We start from the raw sequence: 26149 nt of genomic DNA, 5'->3' as shown, positions 1-26149 counted from the left end.
GTCAAAACGGGTGAATCCTTAATGGGGACCAGGCAAGCCATTTCAAGGGGCGTACAGCAAATTTTTTCACTGATCGCCAATCTGCCGGTCAGTGCGACGCTCGGCCTCGGACTTGGCTTCCCACTCACCCTCAATGATGGTGTGACCACCGCGTTGCCAGACCTGCGGGCCACCCGGCTCACCCGGAGCCGGCTGACCACGACTGCGCCAGGCCAACAGCAGGCAGGGAATCGCCAGCGCATCGGTAATCACCCCTGGGAACATCAACAGTACGCCCGCCAGGACACCCCAGAACCCTGAGCGCAAGACGGCAAACGGTGAGCGATCATGCGCCATTTGCACCTGCAGGCGCTGAACCATTGCCCAACCCTGGCGCTGAATCAAGGCAATGCCCAGCAAACCACTGACCAGCACCCACAGCAGAGTCATCCCTACGCCGATGGCCTGCCCCAGCAGGATCAAGCCGGCCAGTTCGAGCAGCGGTACCAGCAACAGAAGAAATCGGAAAAACGGCATGCAAGCCTCAGCTCTCAGTGACCAAAATCCTTATATGGGTACGCTGCCCGGCCGTTTCAAGACAGGCCGACGGATGGCAGTATCGGTAGCCGCACCGACATCAAAGTCAAAAGATGACCAAATACGCCAAACGGGTCTTCTCTATTCACCCCATCTGGTGCATGCTTGCAGCCCTGTTTTCCCATCCGATTTCATTGGCTATGAGGAGTGCCAAGCATGCAATTGAGAGATAGCGTGATCATCATTACCGGCGGCGGTCAGGGCCTGGGCCGATCAATGGGCGAATTTCTCGCCGCCAAGGGTGCCCGTCTGGCACTGGTCGATCTGAACCAGGAGCGACTGGACGAAGCGGTAGCCGCGTGTAAGGCTGCCGGTGGCGATGCCCGAGCCTATCTGTGCAATATCGCCAATGAAGAACAGGTCACCGACATGGTCAACCAGGTAGCCAGTGACTTCGGCGCTATCAACGGTCTGATCAACAATGCCGGCATCCTGCGTGACGGTCTGCTGCTCAAGAGCAAGGACGGCGAAATCCAAAAGATGAGCCTGGCGCAATGGCAGTCGGTGATCGACGTCAATCTCACCGGCGTGTTCCTGTGCACCCGTGAAGTCGGGGCGAAGATGATCGAACTGGGCAACCAGGGCCTGATCATCAACATTTCCTCGATCTCCCGCGCCGGCAACATCGGTCAGTCCAACTACTCCGCAGCCAAGGCCGGGGTCGCTGCCATGACTGTGGTCTGGGCCAAGGAACTGGCGCGTTATGGCATTCGCGTGGCCGGCATCGCCCCGGGCTTTATCGAAACCGAGATGACCGGTGGCATGAAACCCGAGGCACTGGAAAAGATGACCTCTGGCATTCCGCTCAAGCGCATGGGCAAGCCAGCCGAAATCGCCCATTCGGCGGCTTACCTGTTCGAGAACGACTACTACACCGGTCGCATCCTTGAACTCGATGGTGGTCTGCGCATCTAGCCGCCCGGCCCGGGCTACTTGTGGCCCGGGCCTTTAGTTTCACCAGTTGACCCCCAGCCCTAACCGATAGCGCTTGTAGTTGGTCCCGGTATCGTCAGTGGTCTTGAGATAGTCCCAGTCGGTACTCAGGCTGAGTGCCATCCAACTGTTGAGCAGATAGCGCAACCCCAGCTCAGCATCAACCGCATAGCGGATTGCATCATCGTCGGGAATCAGGGTTTCAGCCTTGTGGAACAACTGGAAACGCTTGCCAAACAAAAAGCGTCGGTAGTCCCACTCCAGCGCTAACGCATTGGTATGCCAGGTCTCGCCCGTGCGCTCGTCCAGTTGCAGATAGTCCAGCCGGGCCGAGGTTTCAAAACGCCCCAAAGCACTATTCCACCACTCATAGCCTGGCCCCATACCAAACTGTATACGGCGCTCGATATCGCCTATGAGGTCACGCTGATAACTGGCGCTGGTCTGCCAGAACCACTGATCGGCAAAAAACCAGCTCAGATCGTACTCGGCATCCCAGACATGCCGGCTCTTCACATCATTGCGAAAGTCACGCTCGAACTCATAGGCCAACCCATGCCGCCAGTCGCCGTGGCGGGCTTGGGTATCGATGCTGATATCCAGGTCACGCTGATCGGTCTCGGCATCCTTGATATCCAGCGCGACATTGGCCTTGCCTTCCCAGACCCAGTCCTCGATCACTGGCTGCGGCTCAAGCATCTGCCTGATCGCACTGATCGGCAGCTCCTGGGGCTCTGGCAGGCCATTGACCAGCAGCACAGTGCCCGGAGTATCCGAAGCCATAAGCCCCATGGCCCGTTCGGCCTGCCCCAGGGTTTTGACCAGCAGGGTCCGATCACTCTCCAGCGTGCGGATTCGCTTGACATCCACCGTCACCCGACCGGCAAAATCAGTGACTATTACCAGCTTGCTGCCCTCAAGCAGTTCGATCTTGCCGGTCAGTCGATCACCATTGTCGAGCCACAGGGTATCGGCCAGGGTCGGCAAGCTGAAACACAGCAACAACAAAAGACAGTACGGCCTGCACCACATACAACATCCTTAACATCAAGTCAGATTCGAGCATTACTATTCATGCCCCAGCCACCAGTGCCAGCAAGCATTCCCCAGGGTTCGACCAATGAATCCTGGCAACGTTTCCTGCAAGCGCTGGCCAGCATCCCCGCTGGTCGGGTCACCAGCTACGGCCGACTGGCCCAACTGGCGGGCCTGGGACGCGGTGCCCGGCAAATCGGTCGCTGGCTCGGGCAGTTGCCGGAGGGCAGTAATCTGCCCTGGCACCGCGTGGTCAACAGCCAGGGGCAGTTGTCACTGCCAGCCGATAGCCCGGCCGGTCAGGAACAATACCGCCGACTGATGGACGAAGGCATTATGGTTAGCGCTCGACGAGTCAATATGAAACGTTATGGCTGGCCGGATTGAGCCTCATACACCCCAAGGAACTCCATGAAAGCATCACACAGCGAAACCCTGGCCAATAGCTCCCGGCACGAAGGGCTGCGGGTTTACCTCAATCCCCGGGTTCTGGGCATGCTGTTCCTCGGCTTTTCCGCCGGCCTGCCGCTGTTATTGGTTGGTGGCACCTTCAGTGCCTGGTTGCGCGACCTGGGCATTGACCTGGCCGCCATCGGCTTTCTGAGCTGGGTCGGCATGGCCCACTCGATCAAGGTACTCTGGGCCCCCGTGATCGACCGTGCGCCAGTCCCGCTGCTGACCCGCTGGCTCGGTCGGCGCCGGGCCTGGATGATACTGGCTCAGGTGGTTATCGCCGGCTCCCTGCTGGGAATGGCGCTAACCGATCCACGCGAAAATCTGGGCCTGATCGCATTGTTCGGCATTCTAACCGCCTTTGGCTCAGCCACCCAAGACATCGCCATCGACGCCTACCGGGTCGAGGCTGAAGCCAAGCATCGCCAGGCGGCCATGGCCGCTACCTATGTCACCGGTTACCGGGTGGCGATCCTGGCCGCCGGGGCCGGAGCCCTGCACATCGCCGCCCTGGACCCCACAGCCCCACCACCGGTCTACACCGAGGAAGCTGGTGGCCGGTCACGTATTGGCCTGGCCATCAATCTGGTGCTCAATTCATTGCGCACCCTGTTCTATGACTGGGGACTGATCACCGTAGTCAACGGCTGGACTCTGGCCTATCTGTGTATGGCGCTGTTGATGCTGGTCGGCATCATCACCACTCTGATCATCGCCGAACCCAAGGTTGCGGTTACCCAGTCGACTGCCCAGTTCGAGCAGCGGGTCAACAGTTACCTGGCCAACACCCAACACAATGGCTGGCGCAGAAGCATCACAGCCTGGTTCATCGGTGCCGTGGTTTGCCCGTTCGCCGAGTTTTTCCAGCGTTATGGCAAAGCCGCACTGATCATCCTGCTGTTCATCGGTTGTTTTCGCATCAGCGATATCTTCATGGGCGTGATGGCCAACCCGTTCTATCTGGACCTGGGCTTCAGCAAGGCCGAAATCGCCAATATCGCTGCCGCATTCGGCCTGGCCATGACCCTGGCCGGCGCCGCCATCGGTGGAGTGCTGGTGGCTCGTTTCGGGATTGCGCCAATTCTGCTGTTTACCGCCTTCATGGCCCCGGCGACCAACCTGACCTTTGCCTGGCTGGCCCATATCGGTCCCCAGCAGCATGGCCTGATAATGGCGATTATTGCCGACAACATCACCGGCGGCCTGGCGATCTCAGTCTTCATCGCCTACCTGTCGAGCCTGACCAACACCGCCTACACCGCCACCCAGTACGCGCTGTTCAGCTCACTGATGACCCTTCCAGGGCAGTTCGCCGCCGGCTTCACCGGAGTTCTGGCCGCGCATGTCGGCTGGGAGATGTTCTTCATCATCACCGCCCTGACCGGGGTTCCGGCGATCATTCTGGTAGCGATATTGCTAAAGGTCGCACACCCCGACCGCAGCAGGCGCCCAGGGATTGATGAGGGGTAAGAAACGATTGGGGGCGCCATAGACGCCCCCAAACAGATCAGCCGTTGCTGGCTTGCGCGACCATATGCACAGTACGCTGCGGGAATGGGATGGTGATGCCTTCCTGGTCGAAGGTTTCCTTGGCCGCCTCGATGGTGTCAAAGAAAACGCCCCAGTAGTCCTCGGTCTTGGTCCACATACGCAGGGACAGATCGACCGAGCTGTCACCCAACGACACCAACCAGACCACCGGCGCCGGATCCTTGAACACCCGGGCATCTGCCTGAGCCAGACGCAGCAGAATCTCGCGGGCCTTCTTCACATCATCGCCGTAGTCAATACCGATATTGATGTCGACCCGCCGGGTCGGCTGGCGCGAATAGTTGATGATATTGCCATTGGACAGGCTACCGTTGGGGATCACCACGGTCTTGTTGTCCGGAGTCTTGAGTACGGTATGGAAGATCTGGATGCTGTCCACGGTACCGGCCGTACCCTGAGCCTCGATATATTCACCGACCTTGAACGGACGCAGGAACAGAATCAGTACACCACCGGCGAAGTTGGCCAAGCTGCCCTGCAGCGCCAGACCGACAGCCAAACCGGCGGCACCGATCAGCGCGATGAACGAAGTGGTCTGAATACCGATCATGCCGGCGACACTGATCAGCAACAGAACCTTGAGACCAATATTGACCAAATTGCCGATGAAACCGTGCAAGGTCGCCTCGACGTTGCGCTTTTCCATCAGCCGCAGCACGGTGGTGCTGATCCGCCCAATGATCCACCAACCGACCAACAGGGTGATCAGCGCCAGCAGCACCTGACCGCCGTACTGCATGACCAGCGGCAACCACGCCTCCTGCAGACCATCCAATTGGGTCATAACATCTTCCATTACCTTCTCCTGATTTTTTAATTACACGAAAACCCAGCAGCCCTGCTGGGGCTGACACCGACTTTAAATTCAATCAGCGCTTTTTCAATCGCGAAAATTATTGAACTGCAGCGGCATTTCAAGCTTGGCGCCACGCAGCAAGGCCATGACATCCTGCAGATCATCACGCTTCTTGCCGGTTACCCGGACCTGATCGCCCTGGATCGCCGCCTGAACTTTGAGCTTGGAGTCCTTGATCAGAGCCACGATCTTCTTGGCAAGTTCCTTGTCGATACCTTCACGCAGCACAACCTCCTGCTTGACCAGTTTGCCAGAAGCATAGGCATCCTTGATCTCCAGGCACTGAATATCGATCTTGCGCTTGATCAGGCTCATTTGCAGGATCTCCAGCATCTGCCCCAACTGAAAGTCCGCTTCGGCCGTCAACTGCACCAGAAGATCCTTGTCCTTGAACTCAAAACTGCCCTTGCCACGCAGGTCATAGCGCCGGTCCAGCTCCTTGACCGCATTGTCCACGGCGTTAGTGACTTCATGTTTGTCCAATTCGGACACCACGTCGAACGATGGCATGCATTAACCTCGATAAAACACATTTTTATGACATTCATAGCAAAACAACAGCACAAGCTCGTGGCATTATAGCCTCAAACGACATAGACCCTGAACGGAAGCCTTGCCATGCCCAACCCGCAGTTAAGCATCATGGTAGTGGACGATACCAAATTCAGCAGCGCGGTTATCGGCCATACCCTGTCTCAAGCGGGTTATACCGACATCAGGTTTGCCAGTTCCGCCATGGACGCCCTGGCCATGCACGAACAACGCCCGGCCAGTGTCATGGTCGCCGACTGGCTGATGCCGGAAATGGATGGCCTGGAGCTGACCACCCGCATCCGCCAGGCCGACGAGCAGAGCGACCATTACACCTACGTGGTGCTGCTGACTGCCCGCGAAGGCGACAATGTACTGGGCGAAGCCTTCGATCGCGGGGTCGATGACTTCATCAGCAAATCGGCCATGAACGAGCAACTGCTGCCGCGCATCTACGCTGCAGACCGCACCTCGCAACTGATCAACCGCCTGCTCGACGAGAACCGCCTGCTGGCAGTCAACAATGCGCAACTCGAAGCCCACAATTTGGTCGACAGCCCGACCGCCATCGGCAACCGTCGCTACCTGCTCCAACGCCTGAGCGACAGCCTGCGCAACGTTGAAGCCCGTGGAGGTGCCTGCTGCCTGCTGGTACTCGGGGTGCAGAATCTCGACGAACTGAGCAACCGGTTCGGCGAAGATGTGCGCCAGGAACTGCTCAAGGGAATCGCCCGCCGCCTGCAACAACTGGTCCGTCCCACCGACGTGATCGCCCGGGTCAGCAACAACGCCTTTGCCATCGTTACCCTGGCCGACGACCCACTGGAATGCAAACCCAACAGCTTCCGCCGCTTGCATGACGGCCTCAATCTCAAGGCGTTCAAGACCAGCGAGGGTTATCTCTCGGTTCGCGCCGGGATGGCCCTGGGCTCAGCCAGCCAGCGCCAGTCACAAGCCGATGCCAACGCCTGGCTGGAGCAGGTGGAACAGCAACTGGAACAGGCCTACGCCACCAACCTGATCACTGAAGTGCCGTAACGGACGGCTGATGCTGCATATACTCGGAGCCGGTAGCCTGGGACTGCTGTGGGCGGCACGTCTGACTCGCGCCGGCCTGCCCTGCCGCCTGCTCCTGCGAGATGCCCGGCGCCAGACCGAATGGCAAAGCCGAAACAACCTTTTGATCTTTGAACAGGCAAGTCAGCGCGAGCTACTGACGATTGAAACCTTGCCGATCAGCGACTGCCATGAGTCCATTGAGCGACTGATCGTGGCCACCAAGGCCCATGAAGTGCACAGCGCACTCAGCAGCCTGCCAGCTGCACTACTGGACCAAAGCGACTGTCTGCTATTGCAGAATGGCCTGGGTAGCCAGCAACAGGCCCAGGCCCTGCTCCCCAATGCCCGCGTCCTGTTTGCCAGTGTGACCGACGGCGCCTGGTGCCCGGCCCCCGGCCACGTCTGCTGGGCTGGTATCGGCGAAACCCGGATTGGCGACCCACAAGGCGGCGCAGCCCCCGCGTGGCTGAATCAGCTAGACCAAGCCGGGATCGTCTGGCATTGGGATAACCAAATTCTTGAGGTACTCTGGCTGAAACTGGCGGTCAACTGCGCGATCAACCCCTTCACCGCCCTGTTCGACTGCCGTAACGGTGACGTGCCGGCACGGGCCGGAATCCAGCTTGAACAGGTCATTGATGAGCTGCACAGCCTGCTCAGCATTGCCGCTCGCAGCCCTGGTCGCCAAGCCTTGGGGGAGCGCATCCACAGCGTGATCCAGGCCACCGCCGGCAACAGTTCTTCCATGCGTCAGGATGTCCATGCCCGTCGCCGCACCGAGATCGACTACATTCTTGGCTACGCTTGCCGCGAGGCCAGACACCGAGGGCTACCTACCCCGGCACTGACGTCTCTGCACGAGGAGCTGAAAGCCCTGCTCGATACACTGGGTTTGCCGCGCGACTGATATGTTGCCCTGGCCCGTTTCACGCTAACCTAGTGTTTTTTGCTGTTAGGAGCACGACTACCATGGGCTACCGCCTGAGCAAAGTCTATACCCGCACTGGCGACAAGGGGGACACCGGTCTGGCCGACGGCCAGCGCATCGGCAAGGATCACCCACGCATCGAAGCCATGGGCAGTGTCGATGAGCTGAACAGCCAGCTCGGTGTGCTGCTGGCCGAACTGGCCGGGCAGGGTATGGACCAGTTCACCGCGCTGCTCGGACCAATTCAACACCGCCTGTTTGATCTTGGCGGAGAATTGGCGATCCCCGGCCACCACATCATCGATGCCGGCGATGTGAGCACACTGGAGCAACTGATTGATGACTACAACGCTGAACTGGAACCGCTGAAGAACTTCATTTTGCCCGGCGGCTCACGTTGCGTAGCCCAGGCTCATCTGGCCCGCAGCCAGTGCCGCCGGGCAGAACGCCGGTATCTGAGCCTGGCGCGCCAGGACGATGTCAATCCGCAGGCCCCGATCTATCTGAACCGGCTGTCAGACCTGCTGTTTGTCGTTGCCCGCTGCATCGCCAAGGCCGAGGGCACCCCCGAAGTGCTGTGGGCACCCAAGCCCAAGCCGCAATAGCCCCTTTAACGACAACGCCCCGGACCAGCCGGGGGCGTTGACACAACAACCAGAACGCTCAGACCCGGAAAGCACTGACGATTCGCTGCAGCTCCTGCACCAGTTGCCCCATGCGGTTGCTGGATTGCTCGGCCTGGCGAGCCCCCTCGGCAGTGCGTTCACCAGCATGGTTGATCTCGACGATGTTCTGATCGATATCATGGCTGACTGCGGTCTGCTGCTCAGCCGCAGCGGCGATCTGCTGGCTCTGATCAACGATCTGGGTTACCGCTGCCAGAATGTTGCCCAGCGCTTGCTGCACCTGCAAGGACGCATCCACCGCCTCACCAGTCATGCTGTGGCTGGCACCCATAGCCTTAACCGCAGCCCCCACACCATCCTGCAGACGCACGATCATCTGCTCGATTTCCTCAGTCGACTCCTGGGTCCGGCGCGCCAGCGTACGCACCTCATCGGCCACCACAGCAAACCCCCGCCCCTGCTCGCCGGCCCGGGCTGCCTCGATGGCCGCATTCAGCGCCAGCAGGTTGGTCTGCTCGGCCACGCCCTTGATCACATCCAGCACCCGGCTGATTGAGGCGCTGTCATCGGCCAGCCGGTTGATCACATTCACCGAGTTCTCGATTTCCCGCGCCAGCTTCTCAATACCATCGACCGAAGCCTCGACTCGCTGCCGGCCATTGAGGGTTTCGTTGTTGACCTGTTCGGCATTGTTCACGGCCAGGGCCGCGCTGCGCGCCACCTCCTGCGAGGTAGCGGCCATTTCATTCATGGCTGTGGCCACCTGCTCAATCTGGCTGCGCTGGGCTGCCACCGCCTGACTGCTTTCGGCCGAGATACTTTCCACCTGCTCGGACTGTTGCTGAACCTGATTGGAGGTCTGACCAACCTGGCGAATCAGCTCGCGAATCCGGCCGATACTGTCATTGAACTCGGCAGCCAGTGCCCCCAGTTCATCGCGACTGTCAACCTCGACCTGGACCGTCATATCGCCCCGCGCCACCTGCCCCATCAGCACCGACAACTTCTTCAGAGTTCTGCGGGTGGCCATATAGAAGCCGGCATACAGATAGATGATCAGCACGATCACCAGTACCAGCGCGACCACCAGCAACACGGTGGCCCGGGTATTGGCTCCCAGACGATGCTCAAGCACCGGCTCCAAGCTGTTGAGGATGCCCGCCCCCAATGCGTAGGATTTGTCGATCTCGCTACTGATGCGCTGGAAGAACCCAGCCCAGTTGCCGTCCAGACTATTGGCTAAGATGATATCTTCCTCGAAAATCTCACGGGTCCGCTCCACCGTGGCCAAACTGGCTTCAGCGGCCGCACGCAGCCCGGTAAGATCCGGATGACTCTGGATGAGCCCCAGCGCCTGCTGGTAGTCGGCCTGCAAGCGCCCCATCCCATCGACCAGATCATCCATTTCCCGACTGGCCCCCGAACTCAGATACCCCTGCCCCATTGCATAACCACCGACCGCCCGGCCATAACTCAAGGCTCCCGTCACCTGGGGAATCCCATCCACCACCAGCGCACCGAGCTGTCGCACCAGCGCATCGAAGTCCTGCAATAGCCCCGCATAGCTGGCCGTGACAGACAGCAGCGACAGCGAAGCACCATAAGCCTGGGACGACATGTCGGCCCGGGCGCGGATCGACTCTTGGCCAATGCGCGTATAGAAAGCCAGCAGCTCATCACGCTGCATGACCATATCGGCCGCTGCAACATCACCATTGCGATATGGCAGACCACGTAGCGCCTCAATGATCTGGTTGCGCTGCTCCAAGGTCCACTGTTCCAGCGTCGCGGCCTGGTCACCCTGCCCCAGATGGAAGGAAATCAGATCCAGATCTCTCAATACTTCAGCCCGCTTGACCACCTCCAGGGTCAGGCGCACCAGTTCCAACCTATCCAACGCATGCTGGGACAGTTGGACGCGCTCAAAGGATTGTTTGACCAGCATACTGCTGACCACAAGCAGGGGGACGAAAAACAGGACACTGATCAGGCAGAACTTCATGCCGTAGCTCAACCTGTTCATCAGTGCTATGGCGGGTGCCAGAAGACTGTTCACGCAGAATTCTCCTCAAATACAACGCCCCGTCGCTCTCGGGACTGGCCGCAGGCGCCAAACGCCGGCATAGCCATTATCGTTATGATTATTAAGCGGCCTCCTGGCTCGTTGTCAGTCTTCCGTGCGGTTATGAGCTCGCCTGCCAGGCAATCGAGCCATGATTAAATGTCTTACACCGCTACTATCGGCTAATACGCCGGCATCTTTAACCCAGCACGGCATAGAGCGCAATAAAGACGGCCCACACCAGCAACGAACGTTTGACCAGCATCCGGACACTGGCCAATATGCCCTCATGCTCCGGTGTCGGGGCACTATCTTGCAAGGCTGCATCAGTGCACTGCTCAAGCAGTTCGGCATTGCTCAGTTCCCAGCGTGCAAACTGCCTGCGCAAAACCGCCAGGGTCGCGTCAAAATGCCCAACTAGCGCCAGACTAAGCCCTAGCAGGCGGCTTGGCAGCCACTCCAAAGAGTGGCTCAACACATTGGCCAGCCCACCCTTCTCGCCGCTGGCGCTAGCCAGCAGGCGATACCCCAAAGCTCCGAGCGGACCCAGCAACAAATACCAGAAAGCCGGCACGAAATAGCCATGGCAAGCCTCCCAAACCAACCGGCCACGCACCGCCTTGAGCAACCCATTCGACTCATCACAGACAATACCCAGCTCCCGCTCAGCTACCAGACTGGCAGCTTCCTGATCACCTCGCGCCCAAGCCTGTTCCAATGCGCTGGTCATTGCGCCCAGCGGATCACTGCGCCCGACGCACAACAGCAGTACGGCCGCATGCAGCACCAGACTGAAGAGCCCATATGCCATACCCTGCACCCACCACAACAGGATTGCCAGGGGTAACAGCGGCAGCATCAGCAGCAGTATCCACTGCCACTCGGCATGATTACCCAGACGCACCTGCAACCAGGCACTCCAGCGACCACACAGATCGACCGGCAACCCATTGCGCCAAGGTGTGAAGCGCAAGATCAAGGCGACCAGTACCAGTACCAGAAAACTCATAGTGACTCTCCTTGTAGCCCCGGATCAGCGGGATTGACGCAGACTGCGCAGATAACGTCCCCAGTCGAAGGCTGGCCCCGGGTCAGTCTTGCGGCCCGGCGCAATGTGCTCATGACCGGTAATCCGACTCAGGGTAATCGCCGGGTAGGCCTTGCGCAAACACTGAGTCAATGCACTCAGAGCCTGGTACTGGGCGTCGCTGTAGGGCACATCATCGGCACCTTCGAGCTCGATGCCGATCGAAAAGTCATTGCACTGATCTCGCCCGGCATACCGCGATTGCCCGGCATGCCAGGCACGATCCAGACAGGACACAAACTGGGTGATCTGGCCCGTACGCTCAATCAGAAAGTGAGCGGAGACCTGCATTTCGGCAATAAAGGTGAAATAAGGATGAGCCGCACTATCGAGCTTACCCTGGAAGAACCGCTGAACATGCCCCCCGCCAAACTCACCTGGCGGCAGACTGATGTTGTGGATTACCAACAGGGAGATGCTCTCGCCGGTCGGCCGTTGATTGAAATGTGGCGAGGGGCAATGAATCACCCCGCTAAGCCAGCCTTCATTGACCTGCATCGGCCTGGAACTCCGCTCACAGAGGAGGCCCTATGCTAGCAGGCCTGCCCGCCAGACGCACCCCGACCCCACTAAGAAGCCGGGAAGCCGCCGGCAGGCGACCGTGAATCAGTGACGCGCCGCCTGAATCTTGCGCAGGTTGCCGATCACCGATTCCAGCGCCCGGTCGAACAGCTGATTGTCGTCCAGCAGGCGCACCAGGCCAGCGTCGTAGTGCTGGGCCAGCGCCGCCGTGGTGAACTCGGCGACTTTAAGGCCGTTACGGTTGACAAAGATATACTTGCCGCTAAAGGCAATGATCGCCGCCAGCTTGCAACGCTGGACCGGCTGCTCACTGCTCAGCGCCAGCTCGAACCAGCCGCCAGTATGCAGACTCTCGATCCAGGCACTGGCCTTGACACTGGGCAGGTCGTCCACCAGCACAGGTACGGTTTCGGACTCCGACTCAGGCATCACCGGCTCACAGATTTCGACCGCCGGCGGCGCAGGCTCTGGCTCAGAAATGACGCTCTGAACAGATTCGGGCTCCTCGAATGCTGGTTCAGCTACCACCGCCTCAACCCGGGATACAGTCTGATCCAACACTCGGGCCTGCAACCCCTCCAGGCGCTGCAGCAGCTCGTTACTACGCGCATCATCCTGGCCGATCAGGGCAAAACCCTTCTGCAGGGCACGACGCACAGCCAGGTGCATACTCTGACGACGCTCCAGCGGCTCATCGGAAGGCTCGATACCAGCCACCAGCTGCTCCGCCACTGCCACCACCTGACGCCAGGCCGGCGCCTCGCCACCCTCGCGCAACCAGGTTATCTGCATAACCTGGCTCCAGGTATCGCGCAGCAGATCGACCACGAACACCGGCAGCACACGCCCCATCAACAAGCTGTTGAGACTGCGCGCCACTTCGCTGCGGGCGGCCTCAATACGCGCACGCCCCAACTCCGCGTCGCGGGTACGCTGCTCAATACGCTCCGAACGACGCTGCTCGGAACGCACAAACCCGGTTAACTCGCCATACAACGCTTCAAACAACTCAGGGCCCGGCTGGCTGTCAGCCAGCAATCGCTCAACGATAGATTCCAGCAAGCCATGTAACTGGTCGCGGCGCAGGTCGTCATGATCACTCCAACCCAGCGTTGCCCGCGCCAGCTCATTGAGCAGACGTCGAGCCGGGTGGGCCGACTGACTGAAGAAGCTTTTGTCGGCAATCGCCACACGTAGAATCGGCAGTTGCAGGCGCCCGATCATGGCCTTGAGCGCTGCCGGCAGTTCGTTATCATCAAGTATGAAGTCAAACAGCATCGACACCAGATTGATGACGTCGTCGTCAATCCGATTGAGAGTACGCGCCTCGCCGGTTGCCTGGCGTCGACTGTTCAGCAATTGCTGAACCCTGGTCCGTAAACCAGCTCCGCCCATGTCTTCAACAGCCAGATCACCTGCCGGCAGTTGTGCCAGCACACTGAGCAGTTCATGGCTCGGCAGAGGTATGGCTCCCGGAGTGCCCAGCGCGGATAGGGCGGCATCGCCGCTGGCATGCCGCCAGCTACCGATCAGATCACTGAACAACGACAGAATCTGCTGTTCTTCCTGCTCTCGAACCTCAATGCCACCACGCTCAACACTGCCAGTACCCGGCGCCGAGCGGACCACGCCCCGCCCAACCTGCGCCAGACGCAGATCAGGCATGATGCCCGCATCGATCAATTGTTCATTGAGTTCGGCATAGAGCTGGTCAACTGGATTGAATACATAGCGCTCGAACAGCTTGAATATGATCAGCCGCACTTTGATGTCGAGTTGCAATGTGGCCAGACTGTCAGCGAACACCTTAGCCAGCAGCGCCGGTCCCAGCGGATTGCTGCGCTCCTCGATATTGCGCTTGACCAGACTATTGACCCGGGTCGCCAGGTGCGCCAACGGCAATTGGTTGCGCGCGGTTACCCGGCCCACCATGCTGTCCAGCGCAACACTCTGCTCCAACTCATCCGGCTGAACCAAGGTCAGGGTGTCCAGTTCAAAGGACAGCCCGCCAACCGGCGAAACTTCAGGCCGATTGAGCTCTTCCAGCTCCCGCACCAGGCCGTCGGTACAACTCTTTTCGATGGCGTGACGCTGCAGGCGGACCAGTCGCATGGCCTCAAAAAAAAGAGTCTGGTCGGCATTGCTGCCGGCCCGGTCAGCCATTTCAAACAGACTGTCGTCAGCATTGTCGAACAGGGCTGCCAATGTCGTGCGCAGATATCCGAGTGCCTTGTCACGCACTGGCAACAGCAGCGTCGGAAGGGTGGATAGCGGAACTGGCTCACTTGAGCGTCGGCCACCACCTATGTGAACAACCTTGGAATCCTGGGACATGCACTTTCTCCGGACAAGCCGTGCTTGTCATGAACAACGCCACCGGAGCTTACCCTGCAAAATGTGACCAACTATCCGTAAGTCATAAAATTGGCGTCAACATAAGGACGCATTATACCGTCTTTCACCGACTGTCCAGACAGCAGAACTCAAGTTTATGACCGACATCACAGATTCTCGGCACAAAACAGCCAAATAGTCCGCGAGACGCATTCTTGTAACAAATCGACGATCACAGGCAGGCTCGCCCCCGACAACCCCGCCATGCTGTGCACAGCGCCGAAGCAGAGCGCGCAATTGTGGTTTATGCTCAATAGCGTAAAGCGCCATGCTGGCGGCCAGCAATCAGCTCCGCCTATCACGGCGGGGCGAATGTTTCTGCCGCATTCGCACTAATGACTATAACAACCTCTTCGGGAGATTTTAATCGATGGAGTCGCTCATTGATGTGATCAACGCCATAAACGGCGTTGTTTGGGGGCCAGCAATGCTGATATTGCTGGCAGGTACCGGTCTGTACCTGACCTTCGGTCTCAAGTTCACGCCACAACGCCGTATCGGCTTCGGTTTCAAGATGCTGTGGAAAGGTCGCAAGAGCAGTGAAGAGGGCGATATCAGCCCTTTCAACGCCCTGATGACCGCACTGTCAGCCACCATCGGTACCGGTAACATCGCCGGCGTGGCCACCGCCCTGTTTTTCGGCGGTCCCGGCGCACTGTTCTGGATGTGGGCCATCGCAGTGGTCGGCATGGCCACCAAATTCACCGAAGCGGTGTTGGCGGTCCACTTCCGGGAAAAGGATGCACTGGGCAACCACGTCGGCGGCCCGATGTACTACATCAAAAATGGCCTGGGCCCGAAATGGAAGTGGCTTGGTGTTCTGTTCGCCATCTTCGGCATGCTGGCCGGTTTCGGCATCGGCAACACCATTCAGTCCAATTCGGTCTCCGACGCCCTGTCGAGCACATTTGGCATCCACCCACTGGTGACCGGGATCGTGATTGCCGTGCTGGTTGCCCTGGTACTGCTCGGCGGCATCAAGCGCATCGGTGAAGTGGCGGGCAAGCTGGTCCCGCTGATGGCGCTGTTCTATGTAGGTGGCGGCCTGATCATCCTGATCATCCATGCCGACAAGCTGCCGGAAGCCTTCGGCATGATCTTCTACTACGCCTTCAACCCGATCGCTGCTACCGGCGGTTTCGCTGGCGCCGCCGTCTGGGCAGCGATGCGCTTCGGTATCGCCCGTGGGGTGTTCTCCAACGAGGCAGGTCTGGGCAGCGCGCCGATTGCTCACGCAGCAGCTCAAACCAACAACCCGATCCGTCAGGGCACCGTAGCCATGCTCGGCACCTTCATCGACACCATCATCGTCTGCTCGATCACCGGCCTGGTGATTCTAGTAACCGGTGTCTGGGATAGCGGAGCCAACGGAGCCTCGCTGTCGGCTATGGCGTTCAATGCCGGCCTGCCGGGCGGCTGGGGTCAGTACATTGTCAGTATCGGTCTAGCTGTGTTTGCCTTCACCACCATCATTGGCTGGAGCTTCTATGGTGAAAAGTGCACCCAGTTCCTGTTCGGCGAACGATCCAACCTGCCGTTCCGCCTGATCTGGGTGCTTGCCATTCCGCTTGGCACCCTACCAGCAATCGACCTGGGCACCATCTGGCTGGTGGCCGACACCCTGAATGCGATGATGGCTATCCCCAACCTGATTGCCCTGCTACTGCTCAGTCCGGTGGTCTTCAAGCTGACCAAGGACTACTTCAGCAACCCGGCCAATCTGCTCAAGGAAACCAAGTAAGCACTTCAGCCCGGGCCGCCCCGCAACGGCCCGGGCTTTAGGGTATACTCCCGCGCATTATCGATGTGCTCCCGGAGTCCGCATGCCCAACCTGACCCTTGCCAGCCTGCACACCAGCATTGAAGAAGATGTGCGTCGCGCCCTGACTGAAGATGTCGGCAGTGGCGATATCACTGCTGCACTGATTCCCGCCGAACGCCAGGCTCAGGCCCGGATCATCACCCGTGAACCGGCCGTATTCTGTGGTGTGGCCTGGGCCAACGAAGTGCTGCGTCAGGTTGACCCCAAGATTCACGCCGACTGGCACGCCGCCGATGGCGATCAATTGCAGGCCAACCAGACCCTGTGCCTGCTGCAAGGCCCGGCCCGCGGGCTGCTGACCGCCGAGCGCAGCATACTCAATTTCCTGCAAACCCTGTCAGCTACGGCAACACGCAGCCGCCATTTCGCCAATCTGGTTGAAGGCACCAATGTGCGCCTGCTCGATACCCGAAAAACCCTGCCGGGCCTACGTCTGGCGCAGAAATACGCAGTGACCTGCGGCGGCTGCGACAACCACCGCATCGGTCTGTACGATGCCTTCCTGATCAAGGAAAATCATATCGCCACCTGCGGCGGCATCGCCCAGGCGATCACTGCCGCCCGGGCTCTGGCGCCGGGCAAGCCGGTAGAGGTTGAAGTGGAAAGCCTGGATGAACTGCGTCAGGCACTTGAGGCTGGCGCCGACATCATCATGCTCGACGAGCTCAGCCTGGAAGACATGCGCACGGCTGTTAAACTGACCGCTGGCCGGGCCAAGCTGGAGGCCTCTGGCGGCATCAATGAAACAACTCTGCGCAGCGTCGCCGAAACCGGGGTCGATTACATTTCAATCGGCAGTCTGACCAAGGACATCAAGGCGGTGGACCTGTCCATGCGCCTGCATCTGCTGTAAGCAAAACGCTTACGAACAGCGCTCCAGCGCCTGCCGGGCCACCTGCAGGCGCCGCATTTGCAGTTCGTTGACCGGCTCCTGCGACGCCGCAGCAAGCCCACTTCTAGTCGCCAGCAATTGCTGCTGACAAACACGCATGGCCAGCTCCAGACGCTCTACATCTGCCGCCGGTGCCAGCACCTGTGCAGACTCGGTCATAGCCTCGAGTACCTGATAGCACCCAGCCGGAAAGTTCCAGGCCCGAGCCACCCCGGCATTCAAACGCCGGCCCAGACGCAGCCAGTCGCGCAAAAACAACTCGCTGGCCACATAACCACCACGAGGGAAACGACTATCCAGCAACTGACAACCCACCATCAACCCCAGGTGACTGCAGATGCCGGCTAGATAGGCATGAAACTCATTACCACGCTCGGCCCGCGCCAGTGCGGCGCAAACCTGAGCCACCCGTTCCGACTGGCGCCACAGCAGATCGCCGGCCAACTGACCGAAATGGCCGTCACGGGTATTGAAGATCGGCCGTACCAGCAGATTGGCCACAACCTGGCGCAGCCCTCGCTCGCCCAGCAACACTACCGCCTGCTCAAGACTGGTGACTTCCTTGCTGCGCCGGTAGTAGGAACTGTTGGCCACGCGCAGGACTTCACCAACCGCCACCAGATCACGCCCGATCATCTCGGCCAACCCCTTGCTGCTGACCGTAGGGCTACGGAAATGGCTCATCAGTTGCGGCAATAAAGACGGCAACCTGGGTACCAGGCTGGAGTCCTTCAAGTCCCCCGCCAGCACGCCTTTCAAGGCCTTCAAGGCCTGCTGTTCGAATTCGTTCGGAGGTTGTATCAGCGGCGTATCGAGACCAAACAGGCTAGCCACAACCGCCAATTCCAGGTCAGTGTTCAGCTGGGCGGGGGCAGAGGCTGCGACAGGCGATTCTCGATGCGATACCTTTGGCGGCTCTCCGGCAACAACAGGCTCAACCCTGGCCGGGGCTGGTTGGCGGCCCAGCAGCCGATGCATCAGTTGGCGCAGCATGCACTCACCTGCCGGCATGCGCCCACCCCCAGGCCCATCAAGCCTTCAGTTCCCAAAGTAACTGGCGACAATCCGGCAGATGCCAGTCAGCCAGCGCCGGCCACAGGTTACTGTCATGCACCAGGCAGGTACGACAGCCCGCCGCCCGCCCAGCCTCAAGATCAAACCGATAATCGCCGACCATGACCGCCTGTTCGGCTGACAACCCCCAACTGTCCAGCAGCAGCCGAATTCCACCAGGGTCCGGTTTGGGTGGCGCATCATCCCGCCCCAGAATACTGCCAGCGGCAAAACAATCGAGCACCCCGATAACCTCCAGTGACGAAGCGGCCACCTGACGCAGATTACGAGTCAGGATCCCCAGATGCTTACCCTCACGATGCAACTGGCGGACCAAGTCGGCCGCTCCCGGAGCCGGCTCGACCTCGCGCGCAAGACGCAGCTCAATGGCGTTCAATTCAGCCTGCATGGCCAGCCGCTCTGCCCCCGGCAAGGCCGCCATATACCCTAGGATGTCCTGTTCGGCCGGCACTCCCAGCTCACGACGAATGGCCGGAAAATCATGCTGAGCGATGGTCAGGGTGCCATCCAGATCAAAGATCCAGGCCTGCAGATCGCGCATGATCAGGGCTGCAGCTTGCGCATCAGCGACTCCTGGGTTACCGATGCTACCAGCACCCCGTCGCGATTGAAGATCTGTCCACGTGACAGGCCTCGCGAACCACTGGCTGACGGGCTATCCATGGCGTACAGCAGCCAGTCATCCATGCGCAACGGGCGGTGATACCAGACCGCATGATCCAGGCTGGCTACCTGGGTATCCCGGGACCACGACGATACCGCATGGGGCTGCAGCGCGGTGCCCAACAGGTGGAAGTCCGAAGCGTAGGCCAGCAGATAGCGGTGTACCTGTGGGTCGTTAGGCAGACTGCCATCGGCCTTGAACCACATATAGCGGCGCGGCTCGGCCGGCTTCGGGTCGAACGGCGAGAAATTACCGACCGGGCGAATCTCGATCGGCTTGTCCATGATCACCTTGTCGCGCACCTTTTCGTGGATCAGGTGCTGGTAGCGACGGGTCAGCTCGGTCTCATTAGCCAACCCTTCCGGCCCGGGAACATCAGGCATATCAACCTGATGTGAATAGCCTTCTTCGTCCCCCTGGAACGAGCAGATCATGGTGAAGATCGGCTTGCCCTTCTGGATCGCCTGCACCCGGCGGGTAGTAAAACTGCCGCCGTCACGCAACGGATCGACCTGATAGACAATCGGCAGGCTGGCATCGCCCGGACGCAGGAAGTACCCATGCACCGAATGCACATGCCGCTCGGCTGCAACTGTCTGACTGGCGGCCGACAGCGACTGGCCCAATACCTGGCCGCCGAACAACTGCTTGAAGCCCAGATCCTGACTCATTCCGCGGAACAGGTTTTCTTCGATCTTTTCCAACGCCAACAGGCGTACCAGATCATCCAGCAGTTGGCTCATATGGGCTCCTCGACAGCAAACAGGGGTACTGCGACAGCCTGCCGCAGCAACGTTCATTCTAACCACGAACCCGGGATTTGGGTAACATTGCCAAGCCAGCATGGCGCTATATCGATTCATTCCGGAACATAAAGGCCACCCCATGGACATTCCTCTGGTGTACCACCCGGAGTACAGTTTCGAGTTTCCCGAGCAACATCGTTTTCCGATGGACAAGTTCGTGCGCCTGCACGATCACCTGCGTGCCAGCGGCGTTCTGCATACTGACAACCTGCATCAACCCACGCATTGCCCCGATGAAATCCTGAGTCTGGCCCACGACCCCGGCTACGTCGCCCGCTTTCGTAACAACAGCCTCGGCCCGCAGGAACTGCGACGCCTGGGGCTGCCCTGGAGCGAGGCGCTGGTGCGCCGTACCACCCGCGCGGTTGGTGGCTCACTGCTGACCGCCGAACTGGCCCTTCAGCACGGTCTGGCCTGCCATCTGGCCGGCGGCACCCACCACGCCCACTACGACTTCGCCTCAGGGTTTTGCGTCTACAACGACCTGGCAATCATCAGCCGCTACCTGCTCACCAGTGGCCGCATCCAGCGGGTGCTGATTTTCGACTGCGACGTGCATCAGGGCGACGGTACTGCCCGTATCCTCGAACACGACAGCGAAGCCATTACCGTCTCACTGCATTGCGAAAGCAACTTCCCTGCGCGCAAGGCTCACAGTGACTGGGACATTCCCCTGCCCCGACAGTTGGATGACGCAGGCTATCTCAAGGTAGTCGAAGATGTACTGGGCTACCTGCTGCCGCTCTACCAGCCCGACCTGGTCCTCTATGACGCTGGGGTTGACGTGCACCGGGACGACGCCCTGGGCTATCTGAACCTGACCGACCAGGGCCTGGCAGCCCGTGACCGCCTCGTTCTGGAGCATTGCCTGGGCCGTGACATTCCGGTCTGCGCCGTGATCGGCGGTGGTTACTCCAAAGACCGCGATGCCCTGGCACGGCGTCACGGCATACTCCACCACTGCGCCCAGACCATCTGGCACGAACGCGGGCTAGGCCGCTGACCCCAGTCTGCAGCATTTGCCGGGCTGCCCGGCTTTACTTACACTGCGCGCTCTGCCTGATACGACGACACGCCGATGCCCACCAATCGCCCCAACATTGCCATTATCGGCGCAGGTCCGACCGGCCTGATGGCCGCCGAACGTCTCAGTGCGGCAGGCTTGCAGGTTGACTTGTATGACGCCATGCCCTCGGTCGGACGCAAGTTTCTGCTGGCCGGAGTCGGCGGCATGAACATTACCCACTCAGAACCCAAACCGGAGTTCATTCAGCGCTACCGTGAAGCCAGCGATTGGGTCGGGCAATGGCTTGCGCAGTTCGACGCCGAGCAGTTACGCAACTGGATTCAAGGGCTGGGCATCGACACTTTCATCGGCAGCTCCGGCCGGGTGTTCCCCACCGACATGAAAGCCGCCCCGCTGTTGCGGGCCTGGCTGCGGCGCCTGCGTGATCAGGGCGTGCAACTGCATACCCGGCATCGCTGGCTCGGCTGGGAGCAACAACAACTACGCTTCGACACCCCCGCCGGCCCCTATCTGGCCCAGGCCGACGCCACGGTACTGACTCTGGGCGGCGGCAGTTGGGCGCGCCTGGGCTCGGACGGACACTGGACTGAGCTGCTCGAACCCTGTGGCGTGGAAATCAACCCACTGCGCCCGGCCAACTGCGGGTTCATCTGTCACTGGAGTGAATATCTCAGCCAGCGTTTCGCCGGTCAGCCGCTGAAACCGGTCATTGCCCAAGTCACCAGCGCCAGCGGTGAGATACTGAGCCGGCGCGGCGAATGCATTGTCACCCACGATGGCATGGAGGGCAGCCTGATCTACGCTCTGTCTGCCGAACTGCGCCAACAACTGGAACAACAGGGGCAAGCCCGATTGACCCTGGATATGGCGCCCGACCGTGACCAGGCCCAGCTCGAACGGCTACTCAGCCAACCGCGCAAGGGCCAGTCACTGGCCTCAGTGCTGCGCAAAAAAGCCGGCCTCGACCCGCTCAAAGTGGCCCTGCTGCATGAGCACCTGTGCCATGAACAGCTACAGAACCCGGCAGCATTGGCGGCTGGCATCAAACAGCTCGGCATCAACTTCAGCGCCACCCGGCCGCTGGACGAGGCGATCAGCAGCGCCGGCGGCGTGATGGCCACGGCGCTGACCCACGGTCTGATGCTCAAAGCCCTGCCTGGAGTGTTTTGTGCCGGAGAAATGCTCGACTGGGAAGCGCCGACCGGCGGCTACCTGCTGACCGCCTGTTTCGCCAGCGGCCAGGTGGTCGCAAACGGGGTACTGGAGTGGCTGGACAATAAATCCTAGGGCTGTTGACGTTTCATCGTAACCGCGCTGGAGCCGGGCTGGGCGCAGAGCGCCTTTGGAGGGCCCCATGCACGGGAACGATCTAATCCCCTGGGAGTGTCGCGCGCCTGCGCGACACAGAGCTATCCTGCAACACCTTGCTATCCGGCAGCTCCAGCATCGCGCGGCGCTGGGCGGCATTCCGACGACGCTCCCCAGATCAGGCACCAGTCTCCGTGCAATCCCCTGAGACTGAGCTTATGTGCAATTAATCAGTGTTTTCCTAACGGGAATGATTGAGCCCTGACAGTTTCGGCAGCATCCAGCGCTCGAACAACCGCGGGAACAGCCGTGCCACCAGTCGCGCACGCCAGTCGACATTGGACAGTACCAGCAGACGCTTGCGCTTGAGCGCACCATGGTAAATGTCGTCAGCCACATCGGTTGGCGAGGCGACCTTGAACGGCGTATTGATCACCTGCTGGCTGATCGAGCCATCGCCCACCAGGGCATTCTTGCGGATATCGGTGGCGGTGAACCCGGGGCTAACCAGCATGACATTGACCCCCTGCTCACGTACCTCCATACGCAATGTCTCGAACAACCCATGCAGGGCATGCTTGCTGGCATTGTAGGCGCTGCGATAGAGCAAAGGCGCAAAGCCGGACAGTGAGCTGAGCACGATCACCTGGCCCTGACGCTCGATCAGACTGGCCAAAGCATACCGGGTGCAATGCAGAGCGCCGAAGTAATTGACCGCCATGACCCGGCGAAATACCGCCAGTTCGGTTTCGGCAAAGGCGCTGCGATGGGTGATGCCGGCGTTGTTGATCAGTACATCGATACCGCCGAAATGCTCGATCACCTGGCAGATGGCTTGCTCGCACTGGGCTTCGTCGGCAACATCACAGTGCAGCGCCAGCACTTCGGCGTTGAGCTTATCCATCAACTGTTGGCGGAAGGCAACCAGCGTCTCGTCCTGAATATCGAGAATCGCGATCCGCGCACCGGCATGGGCAAAACGCAATGCCAGTGCCCGGCCGATTCCAGCGCAACCACCGGTGATCACCACCACCTTGTTGTGAAAAACGCCAATCCCCATGCCGGCCTCCTGTTCTTGTAATTTTCAGTCTGGCACCAGCAAGTCTATCGCACCAGCCCCATCCGTATAGCCTCCTGCACGGCCTCCGCACGGTTGGTGATACCCAACTTGGCATAAATGTTCTTAACATGACGAGCCGCCGTGTGATAGCTCACCCCCAGCATCTCGGCAGCATCGGCCGTGCGATAACCATTGCCAATCACCATCAGAAACTCCCGCTCCCGCTCACTCAGCATACAGGCATCATCTTGCTGGTTATTGACCCCGGCCATAACCGTGGCCAGTACAGGTTGCTGAAAGAAACTCAAAATGCGCTGGGCAATTTGTGGCGAAAGCGGTGGAATACCTCTACTGATCCCAAGCAACGCCTCGCCCATACTCTGCTGACTTTCATCCTTGAGCAGGTAACCATGAGCTCCGGCTTGCAGAGCCGGAAACAGGTACAGGTCATCATCGTACATGGTCGAGACAACCAGCGTGGCTTGCGGCATCCGCTCATGGGCTACCTTGATCAGATCCACGCCACTGCCATCAGGCAATTGCAGATCGATCAGACACAGATCCGGCTGAAACTCATCCAGTTTAGCCAGCGCATCACCAAGACGATCAAAAACCTGGATAACCGCATCAGGCCAGACCTGTTGAACTGTCTGGGTCAGCCATTGCTGGGCATCCGGCAGGTCTTCCAAAAGCATGACTCTATGCATAGACTTACCGTTCCTCGTAGAGTGGAACCTCGCAGCGCAAAGCCGCACCTCCATCCAGGCGATTCCACCAACTCATCTCGCCCCCCAGCTCTTCACAACGCTGACGAATACCGTGCAACCCCAAACCATGACTGCCAGAACTGGAAAATCCCTTACCGTCATCCTCTATCGACAAGTGCAGGCGCTGCTCTTCCAATAGCAAACGTATCCACACCTCTGTAGCCCTGGCATGTTGAAAGATGTTGGACAAGGCCTCTCGCAGCACGCGCGACAGATTGCGCTCCATCCGCGAACTCAAGCGCACACTCTGCAGACGTTCATCCATACTTATATTCAAACGCACATTGAACAACCGGCAGCGCTCCCGCGCTTCAGCCTGCCAACGAGAAAAACTCTGACTTAACGGCGCAGCCTCTTTTTGCAGCCCCTGGATCACCTCGCGCAGCTCTTGCAGGGTGTCACGCGCGAGTTGCTGAAGTTCATCATCTTGCCGCGACCGATAGACCAGCGACAGCAGCCTTGCGCCTACGTCATCATGCAAGTCCCGGGCGACGCGACTGCGCTCACTTTTTACTCCATTGGCATAGGACTGGTGATAGTTCTGGGCCAAGACAAACAACATCGAGACCTGTTCGCAAAAACGTACATCCTCCCGGGTAAAAAGCCGCTGCCCACCCAGAGCATAACCCAACACCAGAGACTGCTGACGATCCAGGCTGGGGACCCTAAGCCTCAGACCATTGTCGGTTATCAACGGCACCTCTTGAGGCTGAGGCTCAATGTCCAATGCCAAGGGTTTGAAAGCCACACGCATAGCCTGACTCCACTGCTCATCCAGCGTACCGTGGTGCAAGAAGGCTTGCTGCAGCAGATCAGGCAATTGCTCGTGCTGTTCACGCTCGGAAAGGGACATGAAACGCAGCAAAACCCCCTGGCGTAACGGCAGATACACCCAGCCCGCTACTGCCAGAGCGATCAGCAACCCTACTGTTGTTTCGATTTTGAGCACCATGACCAGCATGGCGTCGAATACGATGAACAGAACACCAAAGGCAAACCAAAACCAGGCCAGCCATACCCATCGATCAAGATCAAACAGGCGATAGCGCACAACGCCCAAGGCAATTCCAAGGTAGGTCAGTACCAGAAAAAACCAGCCGTGAGTTTGATGTACCAGGGATTCGCTGCCCAATACCTGCGGAATGATCACCAGGCCCAGATAGCAACTGATACCTATAAACCAGGCGTATATGAACCACTTCAACCGAGCCCGCTCAACTGGCTCGGTGCGGGTACGCCGCCATTGAATGCAGGCCAGCGCTATATCCAGCAGCAACCAGCCAAGCAAAGTCCAGCGCGCCAGGATGTCCAGATTGAACCCCAACTGCCCCCAATTGAGCGCAAGGATAACCACCAGCGCAATCAACGCCAGCAGATCAAATCGCCAGCGGGCCAAGCGAGTCGGATAGAAATACAGTAATGCCGTACCGGCAGCGCCACATAGCATGGCGCCGAACTGATTAAGTCGTGACAAGTTGAGAAACAGCTCGGACGGCAAGCTGAGTTCACGCGTTGTATAAATAGCACTAGCCAGAATGCACAGTGCCAGCCCCCAGCCCGCCAAAGCATAGTATCGCGGCCCCAGCTCGGTCTGAACAAAAGCCCAGGCAGCCGTCCCCATGAGAGCGATAGCCAGACCACAAGCTATCTGGTACCAAAAAAGCCAGGGCAAATCATCAAGCGGTCGAGATGAGCCTGGCTGGAACGTCACCAGAAAACTGGTCACCGACTCCCCCGCACCTCTACTCACTTCCAGCGTCAGCTCAGGTTGGAGCAACAACGGCCATAACTCAGCATGTCGGGCAAAAAAACGGTTGTAATCACTGAAAGCCACAACATCATCAGGCTCAACCATGGCATCCGCTGCCTTGAGCAGAAATATCCGATCACCCGCACCGATCGACAACAGCAAGTCACCCGGCAACAGGTGGCCCGAAACCGGCCCTGCCCCCGACACTGACGCCACCCTAACTCCGTTCTCATCAGGCTGGACCTGGAACCCCAACCAAGGCAAATGCGTGGATATATAGAGCGCGGCGAAAAACAACAGCAACGCCAAAGCCAGTCCTGCTGAAAACACCTTTCCCGGCGCAAACTCCTTGAACATGGCCGTTTC

24 protein-coding genes and 1 pseudogene are annotated in these 26149 nt (G+C 59.4%); 10 read left to right on the top strand and 15 right to left on the bottom strand.

Features of this window, described 5'->3' with window-relative positions; genetic code table 11:
* Nucleotides 1-66 precede the first annotated feature (66 nt).
* Nucleotides 67-516: an FxsA family protein gene (locus C2846_RS07355; RefSeq protein ID WP_080051496.1), complete on the bottom strand. Its 450-nt coding sequence runs from the start codon at nucleotides 514-516 to the stop codon at nucleotides 67-69.
* 216 nt (nucleotides 517-732) lie between these two features.
* Here C2846_RS07355 and C2846_RS07350 point away from each other — a divergent pair, with 216 nt between their 5' ends.
* On the top strand, nucleotides 733-1491 hold the full coding sequence (locus tag C2846_RS07350) for an SDR family oxidoreductase (protein WP_119701117.1): 759 nt from the start codon (nucleotides 733-735) through the stop codon (nucleotides 1489-1491).
* 39 nt (nucleotides 1492-1530) lie between these two features.
* Here C2846_RS07350 and C2846_RS07345 read toward each other — a convergent pair whose 3' ends face one another.
* Nucleotides 1531-2541, bottom strand: coding sequence for a DUF481 domain-containing protein (locus tag C2846_RS07345; RefSeq protein ID WP_119701116.1), 1011 nt, complete (start codon nucleotides 2539-2541; stop codon nucleotides 1531-1533).
* A gap of 42 nt (nucleotides 2542-2583) precedes the next feature.
* Here C2846_RS07345 and C2846_RS07340 point away from each other — a divergent pair, with 42 nt between their 5' ends.
* A complete protein-coding gene (locus C2846_RS07340; RefSeq protein ID WP_119701115.1) occupies nucleotides 2584-2931 on the top strand; it encodes an MGMT family protein in 348 nt (115 codons plus the stop codon).
* A 24-nt stretch (nucleotides 2932-2955) separates the two neighbouring features.
* Nucleotides 2956-4467 (top strand): AmpG family muropeptide MFS transporter, encoded by a 1512-nt coding sequence (locus tag C2846_RS07335; protein ID WP_119701114.1) that lies wholly within the window; start codon nucleotides 2956-2958, stop codon nucleotides 4465-4467.
* Nucleotides 4468-4504: 37 nt separating this feature from the next.
* On the opposite strand, the gene C2846_RS07330 is transcribed toward C2846_RS07335, so the two are convergent.
* Together C2846_RS07330 and C2846_RS07325 are read right to left on the bottom strand one after the other, a co-directional pair.
* Nucleotides 4505-5344 (bottom strand): mechanosensitive ion channel family protein, encoded by an 840-nt coding sequence (locus C2846_RS07330; protein ID WP_119701113.1) that lies wholly within the window; start codon nucleotides 5342-5344, stop codon nucleotides 4505-4507.
* Nucleotides 5345-5428: 84 nt separating this feature from the next.
* Nucleotides 5429-5914 (bottom strand): YajQ family cyclic di-GMP-binding protein, encoded by a 486-nt coding sequence (locus C2846_RS07325; protein ID WP_080051502.1) that lies wholly within the window; start codon nucleotides 5912-5914, stop codon nucleotides 5429-5431.
* Nucleotides 5915-6022: 108 nt separating this feature from the next.
* On the opposite strand from C2846_RS07325, the gene C2846_RS07320 reads away from it, so the two are divergent.
* The 3 genes from C2846_RS07320 (at nucleotide 6023) to C2846_RS07310 (ending at nucleotide 8527) form a co-directional block, all read left to right on the top strand.
* Nucleotides 6023-6973 (top strand): GGDEF domain-containing response regulator, encoded by a 951-nt coding sequence (locus C2846_RS07320; RefSeq protein WP_119701112.1) that lies wholly within the window; start codon nucleotides 6023-6025, stop codon nucleotides 6971-6973.
* Between the two features lie 10 nt (nucleotides 6974-6983).
* Nucleotides 6984-7901, top strand: coding sequence for a 2-dehydropantoate 2-reductase (locus C2846_RS07315; protein ID WP_119701111.1), 918 nt, complete (start codon nucleotides 6984-6986; stop codon nucleotides 7899-7901).
* Nucleotides 7902-7963: 62 nt separating this feature from the next.
* The gene (locus C2846_RS07310; protein WP_119701110.1) at nucleotides 7964-8527 is read left to right on the top strand and encodes a cob(I)yrinic acid a,c-diamide adenosyltransferase; all 564 of its coding nucleotides are present in this window, start codon (nucleotides 7964-7966) and stop codon (nucleotides 8525-8527) included.
* 58 nt (nucleotides 8528-8585) lie between these two features.
* Here C2846_RS07310 and C2846_RS19080 read toward each other — a convergent pair whose 3' ends face one another.
* The 5 genes and pseudogenes from C2846_RS19080 to C2846_RS07290 all read right to left on the bottom strand — a co-directional run bounded on the left by C2846_RS19080 (nucleotide 8586) and on the right by C2846_RS07290 (nucleotide 14553).
* On the bottom strand, nucleotides 8586-9290 hold the full coding sequence (locus tag C2846_RS19080; RefSeq protein ID WP_420849027.1) for a methyl-accepting chemotaxis protein: 705 nt from the start codon (nucleotides 9288-9290) through the stop codon (nucleotides 8586-8588).
* A 150-nt stretch (nucleotides 9291-9440) separates the two neighbouring features.
* A pseudogene (locus tag C2846_RS19075) lies at nucleotides 9441-9578 on the bottom strand (HAMP domain-containing protein); the annotation flags it as partial.
* 1231 nt (nucleotides 9579-10809) lie between these two features.
* On the bottom strand, nucleotides 10810-11619 hold the full coding sequence (gene ampE / locus C2846_RS07300) for a regulatory signaling modulator protein AmpE (protein ID WP_119701108.1): 810 nt from the start codon (nucleotides 11617-11619) through the stop codon (nucleotides 10810-10812).
* Nucleotides 11620-11643: 24 nt separating this feature from the next.
* Complete coding sequence (gene ampD / locus C2846_RS07295) at nucleotides 11644-12195, bottom strand: 1,6-anhydro-N-acetylmuramyl-L-alanine amidase AmpD (RefSeq protein ID WP_119701107.1); 552 nt, start codon at nucleotides 12193-12195, stop codon at nucleotides 11644-11646.
* 108 nt (nucleotides 12196-12303) lie between these two features.
* Nucleotides 12304-14553: a DUF1631 domain-containing protein gene (locus tag C2846_RS07290; protein WP_119701106.1), complete on the bottom strand. Its 2250-nt coding sequence runs from the start codon at nucleotides 14551-14553 to the stop codon at nucleotides 12304-12306.
* 430 nt (nucleotides 14554-14983) lie between these two features.
* Here C2846_RS07290 and C2846_RS07285 point away from each other — a divergent pair, with 430 nt between their 5' ends.
* Both C2846_RS07285 and nadC read left to right on the top strand, forming a co-directional pair.
* Complete coding sequence (locus C2846_RS07285) at nucleotides 14984-16354, top strand: alanine/glycine:cation symporter family protein (RefSeq protein ID WP_080051510.1); 1371 nt, start codon at nucleotides 14984-14986, stop codon at nucleotides 16352-16354.
* A gap of 82 nt (nucleotides 16355-16436) precedes the next feature.
* Entirely contained in the window at nucleotides 16437-17288 is an 852-nt protein-coding gene (nadC, locus tag C2846_RS07280) for a carboxylating nicotinate-nucleotide diphosphorylase (protein WP_119701105.1), read from the top strand.
* Nucleotides 17289-17297: 9 nt separating this feature from the next.
* Here nadC and C2846_RS07275 read toward each other — a convergent pair whose 3' ends face one another.
* The 3 genes from C2846_RS07275 to tesB are packed head-to-tail and all read right to left on the bottom strand — an operon-like array spanning nucleotide 17298 to nucleotide 19808.
* Complete coding sequence (locus tag C2846_RS07275) at nucleotides 17298-18320, bottom strand: HDOD domain-containing protein (RefSeq protein WP_165443788.1); 1023 nt, start codon at nucleotides 18318-18320, stop codon at nucleotides 17298-17300.
* Between the two features lie 37 nt (nucleotides 18321-18357).
* Entirely contained in the window at nucleotides 18358-18948 is a 591-nt protein-coding gene (locus tag C2846_RS07270) for an HAD family hydrolase (RefSeq protein WP_080051513.1), read from the bottom strand.
* Nucleotides 18945-19808 (bottom strand): acyl-CoA thioesterase II, encoded by an 864-nt coding sequence (tesB, locus tag C2846_RS07265; protein ID WP_119701104.1) that lies wholly within the window; start codon nucleotides 19806-19808, stop codon nucleotides 18945-18947. Before tesB ends, C2846_RS07270 begins: the two co-directional genes overlap by 4 nt.
* A 142-nt stretch (nucleotides 19809-19950) precedes the next feature.
* On the opposite strand from tesB, the gene C2846_RS07260 reads away from it, so the two are divergent.
* Together C2846_RS07260 and C2846_RS07255 are read left to right on the top strand one after the other, a co-directional pair.
* On the top strand, nucleotides 19951-20874 hold the full coding sequence (locus tag C2846_RS07260) for a histone deacetylase family protein (RefSeq protein WP_119701103.1): 924 nt from the start codon (nucleotides 19951-19953) through the stop codon (nucleotides 20872-20874).
* 75 nt (nucleotides 20875-20949) lie between these two features.
* A complete protein-coding gene (locus C2846_RS07255; protein WP_080051516.1) occupies nucleotides 20950-22185 on the top strand; it encodes a TIGR03862 family flavoprotein in 1236 nt (411 codons plus the stop codon).
* 262 nt (nucleotides 22186-22447) lie between these two features.
* Here the strand turns inward: C2846_RS07255 and C2846_RS07250 are convergent, their stop codons facing one another.
* The 3 genes from C2846_RS07250 to C2846_RS07240 are packed head-to-tail and all read right to left on the bottom strand — an operon-like array spanning nucleotide 22448 to nucleotide 26140.
* Nucleotides 22448-23266, bottom strand: a complete 819-nt coding sequence (locus tag C2846_RS07250) for an SDR family oxidoreductase (RefSeq protein WP_080051517.1) — start codon at nucleotides 23264-23266, stop codon at nucleotides 22448-22450.
* 44 nt (nucleotides 23267-23310) lie between these two features.
* Nucleotides 23311-23973 carry a response regulator transcription factor gene (locus C2846_RS07245; RefSeq protein ID WP_119701102.1) on the bottom strand — a complete coding sequence of 221 codons (663 nt, stop codon included), beginning with the start codon at nucleotides 23971-23973 and terminating at the stop codon, nucleotides 23311-23313.
* A 4-nt stretch (nucleotides 23974-23977) separates the two neighbouring features.
* A complete protein-coding gene (locus tag C2846_RS07240; protein WP_119701101.1) occupies nucleotides 23978-26140 on the bottom strand; it encodes an ATP-binding protein in 2163 nt (720 codons plus the stop codon).
* Nucleotides 26141-26149 lie beyond the last annotated feature (9 nt).

Origin of the sequence: Pseudomonas jilinensis (genome assembly GCF_003586265.1) — a bacterium.
Classification (GTDB): Bacteria; Pseudomonadota; Gammaproteobacteria; order Pseudomonadales; family Pseudomonadaceae; genus Halopseudomonas; species Halopseudomonas phragmitis.
The sequence above is the reverse complement of the archived record's forward strand: the minus strand, read 5'-3'. Positions and strand labels throughout refer to the sequence as shown.

What these genes read in the sequence shown, in the direction of transcription:
- C2846_RS07355 (WP_080051496.1), bottom strand. Translation starts at nt 516, where the DNA reads ATGCCGTTTTTCCGATTTCTTCTGTTGCTGGTACCGCTGCTCGAACTG.
- C2846_RS07350 (WP_119701117.1), top strand. Translation starts at nt 733, where the DNA reads ATGCAATTGAGAGATAGCGTGATCATCATTACCGGCGGCGGTCAGGGC.
- C2846_RS07345 (WP_119701116.1), bottom strand. Translation starts at nt 2,541, where the DNA reads ATGTGGTGCAGGCCGTACTGTCTTTTGTTGTTGCTGTGTTTCAGCTTG.
- C2846_RS07340 (WP_119701115.1), top strand. Translation starts at nt 2,584, where the DNA reads ATGCCCCAGCCACCAGTGCCAGCAAGCATTCCCCAGGGTTCGACCAAT.
- C2846_RS07335 (WP_119701114.1), top strand. Translation starts at nt 2,956, where the DNA reads ATGAAAGCATCACACAGCGAAACCCTGGCCAATAGCTCCCGGCACGAA.
- C2846_RS07330 (WP_119701113.1), bottom strand. Translation starts at nt 5,344, where the DNA reads ATGGAAGATGTTATGACCCAATTGGATGGTCTGCAGGAGGCGTGGTTG.
- C2846_RS07325 (WP_080051502.1), bottom strand. Translation starts at nt 5,914, where the DNA reads ATGCCATCGTTCGACGTGGTGTCCGAATTGGACAAACATGAAGTCACT.
- C2846_RS07320 (WP_119701112.1), top strand. Translation starts at nt 6,023, where the DNA reads ATGCCCAACCCGCAGTTAAGCATCATGGTAGTGGACGATACCAAATTC.
- C2846_RS07315 (WP_119701111.1), top strand. Translation starts at nt 6,984, where the DNA reads ATGCTGCATATACTCGGAGCCGGTAGCCTGGGACTGCTGTGGGCGGCA.
- C2846_RS07310 (WP_119701110.1), top strand. Translation starts at nt 7,964, where the DNA reads ATGGGCTACCGCCTGAGCAAAGTCTATACCCGCACTGGCGACAAGGGG.
- C2846_RS19080 (WP_420849027.1), bottom strand. Translation starts at nt 9,290, where the DNA reads ATGGCCGCTACCTCGCAGGAGGTGGCGCGCAGCGCGGCCCTGGCCGTG.
- ampE (WP_119701108.1), bottom strand. Translation starts at nt 11,619, where the DNA reads ATGAGTTTTCTGGTACTGGTACTGGTCGCCTTGATCTTGCGCTTCACA.
- ampD (WP_119701107.1), bottom strand. Translation starts at nt 12,195, where the DNA reads ATGCAGGTCAATGAAGGCTGGCTTAGCGGGGTGATTCATTGCCCCTCG.
- C2846_RS07290 (WP_119701106.1), bottom strand. Translation starts at nt 14,553, where the DNA reads ATGTCCCAGGATTCCAAGGTTGTTCACATAGGTGGTGGCCGACGCTCA.
- C2846_RS07285 (WP_080051510.1), top strand. Translation starts at nt 14,984, where the DNA reads ATGGAGTCGCTCATTGATGTGATCAACGCCATAAACGGCGTTGTTTGG.
- nadC (WP_119701105.1), top strand. Translation starts at nt 16,437, where the DNA reads ATGCCCAACCTGACCCTTGCCAGCCTGCACACCAGCATTGAAGAAGAT.
- C2846_RS07275 (WP_165443788.1), bottom strand. Translation starts at nt 18,320, where the DNA reads ATGCTGCGCCAACTGATGCATCGGCTGCTGGGCCGCCAACCAGCCCCG.
- tesB (WP_119701104.1), bottom strand. Translation starts at nt 19,808, where the DNA reads ATGAGCCAACTGCTGGATGATCTGGTACGCCTGTTGGCGTTGGAAAAG.
- C2846_RS07260 (WP_119701103.1), top strand. Translation starts at nt 19,951, where the DNA reads ATGGACATTCCTCTGGTGTACCACCCGGAGTACAGTTTCGAGTTTCCC.
- C2846_RS07255 (WP_080051516.1), top strand. Translation starts at nt 20,950, where the DNA reads ATGCCCACCAATCGCCCCAACATTGCCATTATCGGCGCAGGTCCGACC.
- C2846_RS07250 (WP_080051517.1), bottom strand. Translation starts at nt 23,266, where the DNA reads ATGGGGATTGGCGTTTTTCACAACAAGGTGGTGGTGATCACCGGTGGT.
- C2846_RS07245 (WP_119701102.1), bottom strand. Translation starts at nt 23,973, where the DNA reads ATGCATAGAGTCATGCTTTTGGAAGACCTGCCGGATGCCCAGCAATGG.
- C2846_RS07240 (WP_119701101.1), bottom strand. Translation starts at nt 26,140, where the DNA reads ATGTTCAAGGAGTTTGCGCCGGGAAAGGTGTTTTCAGCAGGACTGGCT.